This is a genomic window from Nonomuraea sp. NPDC051941, assembly GCF_044593615.1.
In genome coordinates this window covers 76773-89235 of record NZ_JBIUCF010000035.1, presented here as the reverse complement: position 1 = coordinate 89235, position 12463 = coordinate 76773, and the positions used below count along the sequence as shown (strand labels likewise).

11 protein-coding genes are annotated in these 12463 nt (G+C 70.0%); 5 read left to right on the top strand and 6 right to left on the bottom strand.

What is annotated here, in order from left to right:
- Nucleotide 1: 1 nt before the first annotated feature.
- The 5 genes from ACIHFD_RS43910 to ACIHFD_RS43890 all read right to left on the bottom strand — a co-directional run bounded on the left by ACIHFD_RS43910 (nt 2) and on the right by ACIHFD_RS43890 (nt 6324).
- Nucleotides 2–1105: an NlpC/P60 family protein gene (locus tag ACIHFD_RS43910; RefSeq protein ID WP_350723782.1), complete on the bottom strand. Its 1104-nt coding sequence runs from the start codon at nt 1103–1105 to the stop codon at nt 2–4.
- A gap of 102 nt (nt 1106–1207) precedes the next feature.
- Nucleotides 1208–2614: an RNA polymerase sigma factor gene (locus ACIHFD_RS43905; RefSeq protein ID WP_397371973.1), complete on the bottom strand. Its 1407-nt coding sequence runs from the start codon at nt 2612–2614 to the stop codon at nt 1208–1210.
- Nucleotides 2615–2698: 84 nt separating this feature from the next.
- Complete coding sequence (locus ACIHFD_RS43900; RefSeq protein WP_350723786.1) at nt 2699–3418, bottom strand: hypothetical protein; 720 nt, start codon at nt 3416–3418, stop codon at nt 2699–2701.
- A gap of 154 nt (nt 3419–3572) precedes the next feature.
- Entirely contained in the window at nt 3573–5183 is a 1611-nt protein-coding gene (locus tag ACIHFD_RS43895; protein WP_350723787.1) for an ATP-binding cassette domain-containing protein, read from the bottom strand.
- Nucleotides 5184–5370: 187 nt separating this feature from the next.
- The gene (locus ACIHFD_RS43890) at nt 5371–6324 is read right to left on the bottom strand and encodes a teichoic acid biosynthesis protein C (RefSeq protein ID WP_397371972.1); all 954 of its coding nucleotides are present in this window, start codon (nt 6322–6324) and stop codon (nt 5371–5373) included.
- A 177-nt stretch (nt 6325–6501) separates the two neighbouring features.
- On the opposite strand from ACIHFD_RS43890, the gene ACIHFD_RS43885 reads away from it, so the two are divergent.
- From ACIHFD_RS43885 to ACIHFD_RS43865, 5 genes are all read left to right on the top strand, one after another.
- A complete protein-coding gene (locus tag ACIHFD_RS43885) occupies nt 6502–7671 on the top strand; it encodes a DUF4185 domain-containing protein (RefSeq protein ID WP_397371971.1) in 1170 nt (389 codons plus the stop codon).
- Nucleotides 7668–8678: a DUF4432 family protein gene (locus ACIHFD_RS43880; protein WP_397371970.1), complete on the top strand. Its 1011-nt coding sequence runs from the start codon at nt 7668–7670 to the stop codon at nt 8676–8678. Before ACIHFD_RS43885 ends, ACIHFD_RS43880 begins: the two co-directional genes overlap by 4 nt.
- Before the next feature lie 67 nt (nt 8679–8745).
- Nucleotides 8746–9516, top strand: a complete 771-nt coding sequence (locus tag ACIHFD_RS43875; protein ID WP_397371969.1) for an SDR family NAD(P)-dependent oxidoreductase — start codon at nt 8746–8748, stop codon at nt 9514–9516.
- Nucleotides 9517–9734: 218 nt separating this feature from the next.
- Complete coding sequence (locus ACIHFD_RS43870) at nt 9735–10154, top strand: peptidase inhibitor family I36 protein (protein WP_363977656.1); 420 nt, start codon at nt 9735–9737, stop codon at nt 10152–10154.
- Between the two features lie 128 nt (nt 10155–10282).
- Entirely contained in the window at nt 10283–11062 is a 780-nt protein-coding gene (locus tag ACIHFD_RS43865; RefSeq protein WP_397371968.1) for a hypothetical protein, read from the top strand.
- On the opposite strand, the gene ACIHFD_RS43860 is transcribed toward ACIHFD_RS43865, so the two are convergent.
- Complete coding sequence (locus ACIHFD_RS43860) at nt 11021–12457, bottom strand: S10 family peptidase (RefSeq protein ID WP_397371967.1); 1437 nt, start codon at nt 12455–12457, stop codon at nt 11021–11023. The genes ACIHFD_RS43865 and ACIHFD_RS43860 overlap by 42 nt on opposite strands.
- Nucleotides 12458–12463: the final 6 nt, after the last annotated feature.

The window sequence follows — 12463 nt, the reverse complement described above, 5'->3', positions numbered from 1 at the left end:
CTCAGCGGGGCCTGGTGGCGCCCACCAGGTCCCCGCGCCAGATCGAGGCGACCCGTACGACGTCGCCGGTCTGCGGCGCGTGCACCATCTGACCGTTGCCGACGTAGATCCCGACGTGGTGGATGGTGCCCGGGTCGCTGCTGACGTAGCCGAAGAACAGCAGGTCGCCCCGTCTGAGCTGGTCCAGCGGCACGTGCGGGCCCGACGTCCACTGGGTGCCCGTCCAGTGGTCCAGCTGTATGCCCACCTTCTCCCAGGCCCGCATCACGAGCCCTGAGCAGTCGTACGTGTCCGGGCCCGCGGCCGCCCACACGTACGCCTTGCCCAGCTGGGTCAGCGCCCAGTCGGCCGCCACGTCCCCCATGGCCGAGCCCCCGGTGGCCATGCTCTGCAGCGCCGCGGCCCGCTGCCTGGCCAGCAACTCCGCGCGGGTGCGCGCCGCGTCCACCCGGCGCTGGAGGACCACCGTACGGGCCTGCAGCTCCGTCGTCTCCTGCCGCTGCCGGGCCACCGCCTGCTCGGCCACGGTCTTGGCCAGCGCGACCCGCTCCGAGAGGACCCGGTGGGCGGCGTAGGCGTTCGCGGCCTGCGTACGCAGGATGGCGGCCACCTCCTGCGCGTCGCGCATGCTGCCGAGGGTCGCCGACTGTTCGCTCCTCATCTGCGCCAGCAGGCCCGCTCTGCGCAGGACGCCCTCTCGGTCGCCCTGATCGACGATCATGCTGACGACCGGGGTCATCAGCCCCAGCCCGCCGTAGCTCTGCGCCGCAAGCAGCGCGACGGCCTGCCTGGCCCGCTCGACCTCCGCGTCCGCCGACGCCAGCCGCGCCCTGGCCTGCGCGTAGGTCTGGTCGGCCTGCTGCAGCCTGACCAGCTCGCCGTTGTACGCCTCCACCAGCCGCTCCACCGCGGCCGCCATCCCGTCCAACCGCGCCTGCGCGGTGGCCAGGTGGGCGCTGGCCGCCCCCAGCTCCCGCGAACGGTCCTGCGCGGCCTGCCGGGCCTTGCGCACCTCCCGCGAGGAGGGAACGGGGTCGGCCACGACGGGCGGGCACAGAGCGACGACCAGGCAGCACACGAGGAGCCCGGCCCGGAATGCGCGCATTGGTCCCCCCGGAAACACATGGTTACTCTATGCACACAGTTCCCGGCAATTCACTCACGTAACGTGATCGCGGCTCGCAGAATCAAGACCCCGGTGGACCGGTCAGCCGGTGGTGGTGGGTGAGGGGGCTTCGGTGGGGGTGGTCGTGGCGGGTGGGGTGGGGGTCTGGGTGGGGGTTTGGACCGGGGTGGGGGTCGGGGTGGGGCAGGGGGTGCGGGTGCCGGGGGCGGAGGGTGGCGGGTTGTCCTCATGCGGTGGGCCGCCCGCCGGTGGCCGGTGCGTCGGCGGGGACGGTGGAAGCTGGGGGACGTACGTCGGGGGTTGCCAGTCCGAGGGCTGAGGAGGGTCGGAGGGGTCGTGGGAGGCGGGCGCCTCGGCCTCCGGCGAGGAGCGTACGGAGTCGCGGACCGGCGCGACGGACGGCACCAGCATCGGGACGCCGGTGACGCCGATCGGACGGGTGGTCCTGCTGTCCAGGACGGGATCGCCCGTCACCACCACGTCCGGGGAGTCGGAGCGCCAGGGCAGGCGGATGGCGGGCGGTTCGCCCGTGGCCGGGAACGCGGCCGTCGCCACCCCCGACACCCCGCCCTCCTCGGTCTCGAACTGATGGAAGATCAGCGCTATCGCCACCACGGCCGCGACCGCCGCCAGCGCGCCTGCCAGCGCCTTAGGCCACCCTCGAACGTTCCTGTCCGCGGGAACGGGAAATCCGGCGGCGCCCAGGTTGCCCGTACGCCTGGCGACGTAACGGCGGTACGGCAGGAGTTCGGGGTCGACGAAGCAGCTCATCACCCGCAGGCGGAGCGCGTCGGGCAGGGTCTGCTGGGGCAGCAGGCCGAGGACCTTGGCGGGCGACACCTCGCGAGTGCGGTGCGGCGCGCAGGTCTCGCAGCGCCGCAGGTGCCGGACCAGGCGCTCGCGCATCTCCTGGGTCAGCTCGCCGGAGAACCCGGCCAGGATCGCGGCCCGCTGCGGGCAGTCGTACGGGCCCTTCAAGGCGAGGATCTCGGCGGTGATCGCGTCGCGCAGCCGCTCGCGCGCCCCCTCCAGGACCTGCTCGACCTGCCGCGTCCCCAGCACCTGGGCCAGCTCCGGCGCGGGCAGCGAGTGCCGGTACGCGAGCTCCAGGGCCTCGCGGTCGGCGACGGGCAGGCTCTGGATGGCGTTCCAGGCCATGACCCGCAGGTCGGCGTCGGCCGCGTCGTGCGGCGGCGGCGCCTTGGCCAGGGCCTCGGCGGACCCCGGCGGCGCGGCGGCCCGGCGGCGCAGGCACTCGGCGCGGGCCAGCGCGTACAGCCAGGTGCGCAACCGGTCCGGGTCGGCCAGCGCGCCCGCGTGCGCCTCCGCCGCGATGAGGGTGTCGCGGAGCGCCACCTGGGCGCTGTCCGCGTTCAGCAGGAGGGACCAGCAGTAGCGGTAGACGCTCTCCGCGTACGTGTCATAGAGCGCGGCGAGCGCGCCCGGGTCACGGGCGCGGAGTGCTTCGACCAGGACGCGGTCATTCATATGACCGAAGGTAATTGATTGGTAACTAGTAGTTCTACCGCTTTCGGGGTGTCGGTATAACAACGCCTTTGGATTTTACCCAATTCATTGTTTATGCTCCGACACGACCTGTGTGCTCCGGTCTACCGAGAACGGCTCGGTCACCGGCTTGACGGTATGGACCGGCGCGGCTCCGGCGAGCGCCAGCTCCTCGTAGGGGCGGCCGGTCGAGCCCCAGGTCCGGGCCGTGATGTCGGTCCTCGCGACCTTTGTCCCTTGGGGCAGCCCTGACACGGTGAGGATGAATCGCGGCGGACTTCCGGTTTTGACATCGTCCACGAATGTGCTCCCGCCGCCGAGGAGTTTGCCCGCTTTGTCGCGCAGCAGCGCATTGACGACGAGACTGCTGGCCGACATTTGATAGGGATTGCCGACATATCCAGTAATAAGGTATGAGCCGTCTTTCTGGGGCAATGTCTGGACTCGGCTCACAGGGAACCGCTGGAACGCGGAGGGAATCCGCGCCGCCGCCCGCCAGCGCGCGGGACGGTACTGGATCGTCACCTTCGCCGGCTTCTCGGATGCGGTGGCCTGGCCGGTGAAGGCCAGCGAACCGCCCGGCGGCACGGCGTCGAGCGGCTGGTCCATCCTGACCACCTCGGTGCCCTTGGCGTCGTGTCCGACGATCGTGGCCACCACGTGCTCGCCGAAGTGCCACGGGTTGGCGTTGCTGAGCACGCCCGCCCAGGTGACGGCGTACCCGTCGGCGGACTTGACGATATTGGAGACCTGCTCCTTGAGCGCAAGGGGCTTGAGCTCTTGCACGGGTCGCTTCTCGCTCGCGCACCCGGAGAGGCAGATCGCCCCGAGTGCGCAGAGTGCGAGCAGGCTGACGGTTCGGCTGCGCGGGATCACTTTGCCGTGATAACCCGTGCATGGGCACGGCTGGCAGAGGACACGCGCCAGGCGTACCAACTCTTTAACGGGGACGTACGACCCTGGCCTCGTCCCAAACGGGCTCGGACGACTCGTAGACCGTGCCGTCGGAGCCGAAGACCAGGTAGCGGTCGAAGTCGGCGGCGAACCAGCGGTCGTGGGTGACCGCCACGACCGTGCCGTCGAACGCGTCGAGGCCGGCCTGCAGCGCCTCCGCACTGGCCAGGTCGAGGTTGTCGGTCGGCTCGTCGAGCAGCAGCAACGTGGCCCCGGACAGTTCGAGCAGCAGGATCTGCAGCCGGGCCTGCTGCCCGCCGGAGAGCGTGTCGAACCGCTGCTCGGCGATCAGCCCCGCCAGCTCGTAGCGGGCCAGCGTCTTCATGGCCTCGTTCTTGAGCTTGGCGTGCTCGGTCATGACGATCTCGACCGGGGTGCGGCCGAGCAGGTCGGGCCTGGCGTGCGTCTGGGCGAAGTGGCCGGGGACCACGCGGGCGCCGAGCTTGGCGACCCCCTCGTGGTTGACCGGCTCTCCGGCCAGCAGGCGCAGGAAGTGGGACTTGCCCGAGCCGTTGGAGCCGAGGACCGCGACGCGTTCGCCGTACCAGACCTCCAGGTCGAACGGGCTCATGAGACCGGTGAGCTCGAGCACCTCGCAGGTGATCGCGCGCTTGCCGGTGCGGCCGCCCCTGAGGCGCATCTTGATGTTCTGGTCGTTCGGGGGCGTCTCGGGCGGGCCCGCCTCCACGAACTTGCGCAACCGGGTCTGGGCGGCGTGGTAGGGGGCGGCCATGCCGTCGTTGTATCTCGCCTTGTTCTTGAGCATGTTGACCAGGGCCTTGAGCTTGGCGTGCTCTTCGTCCCAGCGCCTGCGCAGCTCGTCGAGGCGTTCGTTGCGGGCCTTGCGGGCCTCGGTGTACGTGCCGAACCCGCCGCCGTGAATCCAGATGTTGCCGGACTCGACGGTCACGATGCGGTCGGCCGCGTTCGCCAGGAGCTGGCGGTCGTGGCTGACCAGCAGCACGGTCTTGGGCGTCTCCCTGAGCTGCTGCTCCAGCCACTCCTTGCCGGGGACGTCGAGGTAGTTGTCGGGCTCGTCGAGCAGCAGCGTCTGGTCGGGGCCGCGCAGCAACGCCTCCAGGACGAGCCGCTTCTGCTCGCCGCCGGACAGCGTGGACACGTCCCGATATTTCACCCTTTCGTACGGGACGCCGAGCGCGGCCACCGTACACGTGTCCCACAACACCTCGATGTCGTAGCCGCCCGCGTCGGTGTAGTCGCTGATGGCCTGCGCGTAACGCATCTGCGTCTTCTCGTCGTCGCGCTCCATCATGACCAGCTCGGCCGCGTCGAGCCGCTCGGCCGCCTTGCGCACCGCCGGTGGGGCGACGCCGAGCAGCAGGTCGCGCACGCTGCTCCCGTCGCGCACGCTGCCGATGAACTGCCGCATCACGCCCAGCCCGCCGGAGCTCGCCACGCTGCCGTCGACCGGCTGGAGGTCACCGGCGATCAGCCGCATGAGCGTGGTCTTGCCCGCGCCGTTGGGCCCGACGAGCGCCGCTTTGACGCCTTCGCCGATCCGGAAGGACACGTCGTTGAGCAGGGGCCGCCCGTCGGGCAGCACGTACGTGAGATGTCCTACTTCGACGTGGCCCATCCCGGCAGGCTACCGGGCCCCTTCCGGCGCGGTCACCACATTTTCCGCCGCTCGTTCCAGCACGTGGGCGTCCACCGCGTGGACCTTTACCCCGAATTCGTCGATCAGGCGCACGGCCGCCACGAGCTCGCGACCTGCCCGCGGAGAAACGCGTTCGGTTTCCGTCGCCGCGGACGCGGTCTGTCTCTCAGACGAGGGCGGACTTGTAGAAGATGCTGGCCTTGCGGGCCCCCGCGACGCCCGAGGCGAGGCCGAGGCACAGCCGGGGCCGTCCCGAGACGATCTGGATCGCCATGCCCTCCGGCTCGCGGTAGTCCAGGGACTTGCCCGCCTGGCTGAGCGAGCGCTGGACCTTGGCGCCCGTGCGCAGGTCGACGCAGGTGATGTACGTGTTGCCCGGCGCGGGGTTGGAGGAGCCGTAGGCCGTGCCGTCGAGCAGGTAGAGGTAGTTGCCGTAAGCCGTGTAGCCCTGGAAGACGCCCAGGCCGGACGGCTGCGCGACGTCGTACAGCTTCTTGGCCGTGCCCGCCTTGACCGCCGCCAGCGAGTACGCCACGAACCGCGCCTGGCCGCCGACCCGGCAGCGCATGATCAGCCGGTTGGTGGACGGGTCGATGGCGCAGGTGGTGCTGGTCGCGCCCGAGATCAGGGTGTACTTGGTGAGCGCCGAGGACGACGGCGTGAGCGTCTGGCCGTTGACGAACTTGAACCTCGCCAGCCTCCGCCCCCACGCGTTCCCCGAGCCGTCGGCGACCGCGTCGGTCTCCGTCCACAGGTAGGCGGAGCTGCCCGACGGCTCCACGCCGATCTGCACGCCGTGGCCGAAGCCCTTGAGGTACATGTGGCCGAGCACCGATCCGGACAGGCTCAGCTTGGTCACGCAGAGATCGCCGGCCGCCGCCGAGCCCGAGCCGTTCTTCAGCTGGGCCAGGTAGATGTGCCCGTGGGTGTTGTCGAAGGCGAACGACTGCAGCACGGTCTCGTCGTACAGCGCCTTCTTCCAGATCAGCTGGCCGGCGGGCGCCGCCAGGTCGAACCGGCCCGCTGCGGAGGCGGCGGCCGCCGCCGTCTCCGTGCCTGCCAGAGCCGCCGCCGCGGCTCCGGCGCCGACCTTGAGCAGATCTCGGCGAGTGACCGGCATACGACCCCCATAACGGATATTTACGGATATTTCAGGAAGTCACTCACCCTAGTGCAGCTCGCTGAGGATCACCTCCGAACTCCAACGATCCGATTCGGCCGAGTGTGAGAGGGCCCTAGACAGTAAGTGATCTAATGACTAGAACTGTAGGGAACTTCCCTCCCCCAAGGACGAGTGATGACGCGATTCCGCTCCGCCTTAGCACCCCTCGCCATCGCGTTGGCCGGCCTGACGGCCGTACCGCAGCAAGCCTGGGCCGCCCCGCCCAAACCCGTCCCCTCGGTGGCCCAGCAACAGCAGTCGCCGGCCGCACCGAAGGCCGCGTGCGGCCCGACTGTCAAGGCAACCACCACCGACGCCCGCCTGACCAGCCTTTTCACCAATTACGGCAACGACAACAGCCGGTTGGACGACTGGACGGGTGCCGACGGCACCTACTCGGTCAAGCTGCCGAACGGCAAGGAGCTGTGGATCTTCTCCGACACGTTCCTCGGCCGGGTGAACACCGACGGCTCGCGCCCGCCCGTGGTCGGGGAGGGCGGGGACACGGTCTTCCTGAACAACTCCTTCGCCGTCGAGCGCGACGGCAGGCTGTCCACGATCCACGACGGCACCGCCGCCGCGCCGACCGCCGTCATGCCTCCGCGCGACCAGAACCACTGGTACTGGGCCGGCGACGCCACGGTGGCCGGCGGGCTCGTGGAGGTCACCTACCAGGAGTACGAGCGCTACGGCACCGGCGCGTGGGACTGGCGCTGGCACCGGAACGTGGTGGCCAGGTTCGCCCCGGGCCGGTTGAACGCGCCCGTCAGCGTCACCGACCTGCCGTCCGGGCACGGCGTGGCGTGGGCCTCCGCGATCCTGAAGGACGGCGGATACACCTACGTGTACGGCGTCGAGGACCTCGGCTCGCCCAAGTACATGCACGTCGCCAGGGTCAGCGGGCAGAGCCTGCTGGGCACGTGGGAGTTCCTGAAGGCGGACGGCACCTGGTCACCGAACGAGGCCGACTCGGCGCGCGTCATGAGTGGCGTCGCGAACGAGTACAGCATTACCAAGGTCGGATCCGGATATGTCCTGATCACGCATGACACGACCGAAGTGCTGAGCCCCAACATCGTGGCCTACACCTCGTGCTCCCCGTTCGGTCCGTTCACCGGCAAGCAGCACGTCTACACGACCCCCGAGACCAAGGGGAACATCTTCACCTACAACGCCCACGCTCATCCCGAGGTCGCGGGCAACGGTCTCGTGATCTCCTATAACGTCAACAGCTTCGTGAACACCGACCACTACCGGGACGTGACCATCTACCGGCCGAGATTCCTGGATGTGACCTTCCAGTGAGGCGTAACTGGGCGGCCCGCCTGCGGCCCGTCACGATCGACGGGCTGCGGGCGGTCGTGCTGGAGAACGAGCGGCTGCGCGTGACCGTCCTGCCGGACAAAGGCGGCGATGTGCTGGAATTTCTGCACAAGCCCACCGACACGGACTTCGTCTGGCTCTCCCCGCAGGGCCTGCGCAACCCGCACGACCACCTCCAAGGCGCGGCCGACGACGTCGCCCAGTTCATCGACCACTACGAGGGCGGCTGGCAGGAGGTCTTCCCGAACGGCGGCGCGCCCAGCGAGTATCGGGGCGCGCGGCTGGCGCAGCACGGGGAGGTCTCCGGGCTGCCGTGGCGCTGCGAGGTCGTGGCCGACTCCGAGGAGGAGGTCGCGGTACGGCTCAGCGTACGGACGCGGCGGCTCCCGTACCGGATGGAGAAGGTCTTCAGGCTCAGGTCGGGCACGGCGGCGCTGGAGATCGAGGGCCGGGCCACCAACGAGGCCGATCTCCCGCTGCACGCCATGTGGGGGCAGCACATCGTGTACGGCCTACCGTTCCTGCGTCCCGGCGCCCGGATCAGGCTGCCGGAAGGCGTCAAGGTGATCCCCCACGGAAGCGCGATAAATCCGGCGGGCCGCCGGGTCCGGGCGGGCGGGCCGTGGGAGTGGCCCGTCGTCCCGGCCGACGGCGGCGGCGAGACCGACCTGAGCGTGGTGCAGGAGCCGGGGTCGCCGAGCGACATCGTCTACCTGACGGGCTTCGACGAGGGTTGGTACGAAATTTCGGGGGATATCGGTATGCGGGTGGAGTGGGATGCGACTCTCCTGCCGTACCTGTGGATGTGGCAGGAACTCGGCGCGTCCACCGGCTATCCCTGGTGGGGACGGGCGTACACGCTGGGGCTCGAACCGTTCTCCAGCATGCCGACCGACGGCCTGGCCGCCGCGGTGGACAACGGCACGGCCCTCGTCCTGGGCCCGCACGAGACGAAGGTGTTGAGGTTGCGCGCGGAGGTTCTGGCGTGAGTGAGCGTAGCGAACGAACAATTAGACGCAGTAGTGAATCACTCATGCGCCCGACGAAGGAGGGCGCATGAGTGAGTTCAGCGGGAAAGTGGCGCTGGTCACGGGTGGTTCGATGGGCATCGGGCGGGCCGTGGTGGACCGGCTGGCCGACGGCGGGGCGTCCGTGGTGTTCTGCGGGGTCGACAAGGACGCGGCGCTCGACACCGATCGCGTCACCGGCGTGGTCGCCGACGTGCGCCGGGCCGGTGACATGCGCGACCTGGTGGACCTGGCCGTGACCAGGTACGGCGGGCTCGACGTCGTCGTCACCTGCGCGGGCGTGCAGCGCTACGGCACGGTCGAGGACACCCCGGAGGAGGTCTGGGACGAGGTGCTCGACATCAACCTCAAGGGCGTCTACCTCACCTGCAAGGCGGCCGTCCCCAAGCTGAGGGCCCGCGGCGGCGGCTCGATCGTGATCATGTCATCGGTGCAGGCGTTCTCCTCGCAGGCGCAGGTGGCCGCCTACACCGCGAGCAAGGCCGCGCTCAACGGCCTGACCAGGGCCATGGCGCTCGACCACGCCGCCGATGGCATCCGGGTGAACGTGGTCTGCCCGGGCTCGGTGGACACCCCGATGCTGCGCTGGGCGGCGGACCTGTGGCGGGGCGACCTGTCGCAGGAGGAGCAGGTCGCGCAGTGGGGCCGCTCCCACCCACTGGGGCGGGTGGGCCGCCCTGAGGAGGTGGCCGAGCTGGTGGCGTTCCTGGCGGGGCCGCGCTCGTCGTTCATCACCGGGGCCGAGCACCGGGTGGACGGCGGCCTGCTCGCGCAGAATCCGGCCGCCCTTCCCGAATAGCCCACAGGTTCCCCTGGGGGCGTACCAAAGCTGGCAAGTGTTGTGTCAACGCGAGGAACTTGCAGGTCGTACCACTGATACCAGTGGTCCTCGGCGTGCCGGGCACGCGACCCGATCCACGGGCGCGCAGCCCTTGATCGTGCGGCGAGTCATAGCGGCTCGTGTTCGATCTTGCACGCTAGGTTACGAGGTCGAAACGACTCACCGAGGAGAGACCTGTGAGGCTATCGAGAAAGGCCGCCGGCATCGTCGCCGCGGCCGCGCTGTTGACCGCGGTCGTGCCGGCCACCGCAGCGGTGGCCAGCCCCCGCTCGACCTGCTACGGCGGTCGAGTCTGCCTGTACGCCAGCTTCGACTACAACCGCGGTCAGGTCGACCACTGGCGTGACTTCATCGAGGACGACTCGGACTTCGCCGACAACAACTGGCTGAACTGGGACTTCAGCAACTCCTGGGAGACCATGGACAACGAGACCAGCTCTGTCAGGAACCGCATCGGCTGCAGCGCCACCCTCTGGCAGCACCCGGGGTACACGGGAGCCCACAGCACGTTCATGCACAACTCGAACGACGGCTTCCTGGCGAACAACGCCATCGGCAACAACCGCGCCAGCGCGCTCGACATCTGGTGCCGCTGAGCAGTAACGGGAGTGCCGGTTTCCGGGCTTGGCCGCCGGAAACCGGCTGTCGCGGACTCCTCGCGGGCGCACTGCTGCTGACCACGGTCACGGCCTGCGCCGCCGACGAGCCCGCGCCGCGAGCGCCGGTGAAAGGCGTCTCCTCGGTGTCGGAGCTGGTGCTGCCGTTCGACGCCTACAAGACCACTCCCGAGCAGCGGGCCGTCCTGGGCAACGCCCACAACCAACTCGTCGTGCAGTGCATGCGCAAGCAGGGCATCACGATCGACCCACCCGCGGAGGACGCCGCCGCCCTCGCCGCGGTGGACCCCGGCAACTCCCGCCGTTACGGCGTGGCCGACATCGAGGCGGCCAAGACCTACGGCTACCACCTCGCCCGGCCGCCCTCGCCCGACACCACGGGCGCCTGGGCCGGCAAGCTCCCCAAACCCGCCCGGCACCGCCTCTACGGCACCGCCGCCGACCGCGGCTGCCTGGACCGGGCCACGCTCACCCTGGACAAGGGCTCGACGAAGGCCGACTGGCCGTGGCTGGCCCTCCAGGACTCGCTCACGCTGGAGCAGGCCGCCAAGGAGCCGTCCGTGACGGCGGCCGCCAAGCGCTGGGAGACGTGCATGGGCCAGGCGGGCGAGTCCTACCCGGCTCCCGAGGCCGCCATCGCCGACAGCCGCTGGGACCTGGACAAGCCTGCGGTCAGCGAGGACGAGAAGCAGACCGCGACCGCCGACACGACCTGCAAGTGGTCGTCGGGCCTGGTGGCGGCCTGGTTCACGGCCGACGCGGAGCTCCAGCGGGCGGTCGTCCGGGACAACCCCGACCGCTTCGCCGCGCTCCGCGACAACCTCAAACAGCGCCTGGCCCGGGCCTCAGCCCTGCTGACCGAGCACGAAGGCGGCCAGGTCGGCTGACTGCCGGAGCCTGCTCGGCTCGTGGACGTACATCATGTGGCCGGCCTCGTAGTACCTGAACTCGACGTTGGCGGCCAGCTCCGCGGGCACGGGCAGGTGCGCGAACGCGTGCTCGGCGGCGTAGTACGGCGTCGCGCCGTCGTGGTAGCCGCAGGCCACGTGCACGCGCAGGTGCGGGTTGGCCCGCATCGCGTCGGCCAGCTTGTCGACCACCGCGACGTGGGCGCCCTCGAACTCCTTGAACGACCACGGGTGCACCCGCGACGTGAGCACCTCGTACGGCAGGTCGTTGGCGTAGCCCAGCTCGGCGCGCAGGTAGTGGTTGAGCGCGGCGCTGTAGGGTCCCATGATCGCGTTCATGCTGGGGTCGGCGGAGAAGTGCTCGCGCCCCGAGTCGGGGTCCCAGCCGGTGAACCGGCCGTCGAGGCGGCCGACGACCTGGCGGCGCGAGCGCAGCACCTCGGTGAAGAACCTGATGTGCTCGATCCGCAGGTCCACGCGGTCGACGTAGTCCTCACTCAGCCCGGTCAGCGCGGCGACCGTGGAGACGGCGGCCGAGCGCTCCTCGCCGGTGAGGCGGTTGCCGCGGGCCAGCGCCCACGGGTAGTCGCGCTCGGCGTACGCCTCGGCCTCGCGCAGCACGTCGGGCAGCGGCCGGTCGCCGTGCAGCCCGTGATAGTGCGCAATAGCGGCATAAGTCGGCAAATAGAGGGCGTAGGACAGGTCGTTGCCCTGGTTGAAATCCCCGGTGATGAAGTCGAGCACCGAGGAGATCAGCATCACGCCGTTGAGGTACATGCCGTACCGCGACTGCAGGTGGTCCGCCAGCCCGGCCGCCCTGACCGTCCCGTACGACTCCCCCGCCAGGAACTTCGGCGACATCCACCGCCCGTTCCTGGTGGTCCACAACCGGATGATCTCCCCGACGGACTCGATGTCGCCGGTGAAGCCGTGGTACGGCTCCGGCTTCTCGCCCTCGGCCGCCCGCGAGAAGCCCGTCGAGACCGGGTCGATGAAGACCAGGTCGCTCACGCTCAGCAGGCTCTCCTCGTTGTCGGCCAGCCCGTAAGGGGGAGGCAGGAGCGCGCCCGCGTCCCCCATCACGACCCGGCGCGGCCCGAGCACGCCCAGGTGCAGCCACACGCTCGACGATCCCGGGCCGCCGTTGAACGCGAACGTGACCGGCCGGCTCAGCGGCTCGGCCCCGTCGAGCGTGTACGAGGTGACGAACATCTCGGCCTTGGGCCGCAGGCCCCCGAACTTGCCGTCGTCGATCACCTCCTCGCGCAGCACCATGGTGCCGGTGGTGGCGGTGTACGCCTGCCCGGACGGCAGCGTGTGCGAGGTGGTGACGAGATTGTCAGCCGGCGGGGCCGGCTGGGTTTCTTCCGACATATCGCC

What these genes read in the sequence shown, in the direction of transcription:
- ACIHFD_RS43910 (WP_350723782.1), bottom strand. Translation starts at nt 1,105, where the DNA reads ATGCGCGCATTCCGGGCCGGGCTCCTCGTGTGCTGCCTGGTCGTCGCT.
- ACIHFD_RS43905 (WP_397371973.1), bottom strand. Translation starts at nt 2,614, where the DNA reads ATGAATGACCGCGTCCTGGTCGAAGCACTCCGCGCCCGTGACCCGGGC.
- ACIHFD_RS43895 (WP_350723787.1), bottom strand. Translation starts at nt 5,183, where the DNA reads ATGGGCCACGTCGAAGTAGGACATCTCACGTACGTGCTGCCCGACGGG.
- ACIHFD_RS43890 (WP_397371972.1), bottom strand. Translation starts at nt 6,324, where the DNA reads ATGCCGGTCACTCGCCGAGATCTGCTCAAGGTCGGCGCCGGAGCCGCG.
- ACIHFD_RS43885 (WP_397371971.1), top strand. Translation starts at nt 6,502, where the DNA reads ATGACGCGATTCCGCTCCGCCTTAGCACCCCTCGCCATCGCGTTGGCC.
- ACIHFD_RS43875 (WP_397371969.1), top strand. Translation starts at nt 8,746, where the DNA reads ATGAGTGAGTTCAGCGGGAAAGTGGCGCTGGTCACGGGTGGTTCGATG.
- ACIHFD_RS43860 (WP_397371967.1), bottom strand. Translation starts at nt 12,457, where the DNA reads ATGTCGGAAGAAACCCAGCCGGCCCCGCCGGCTGACAATCTCGTCACC.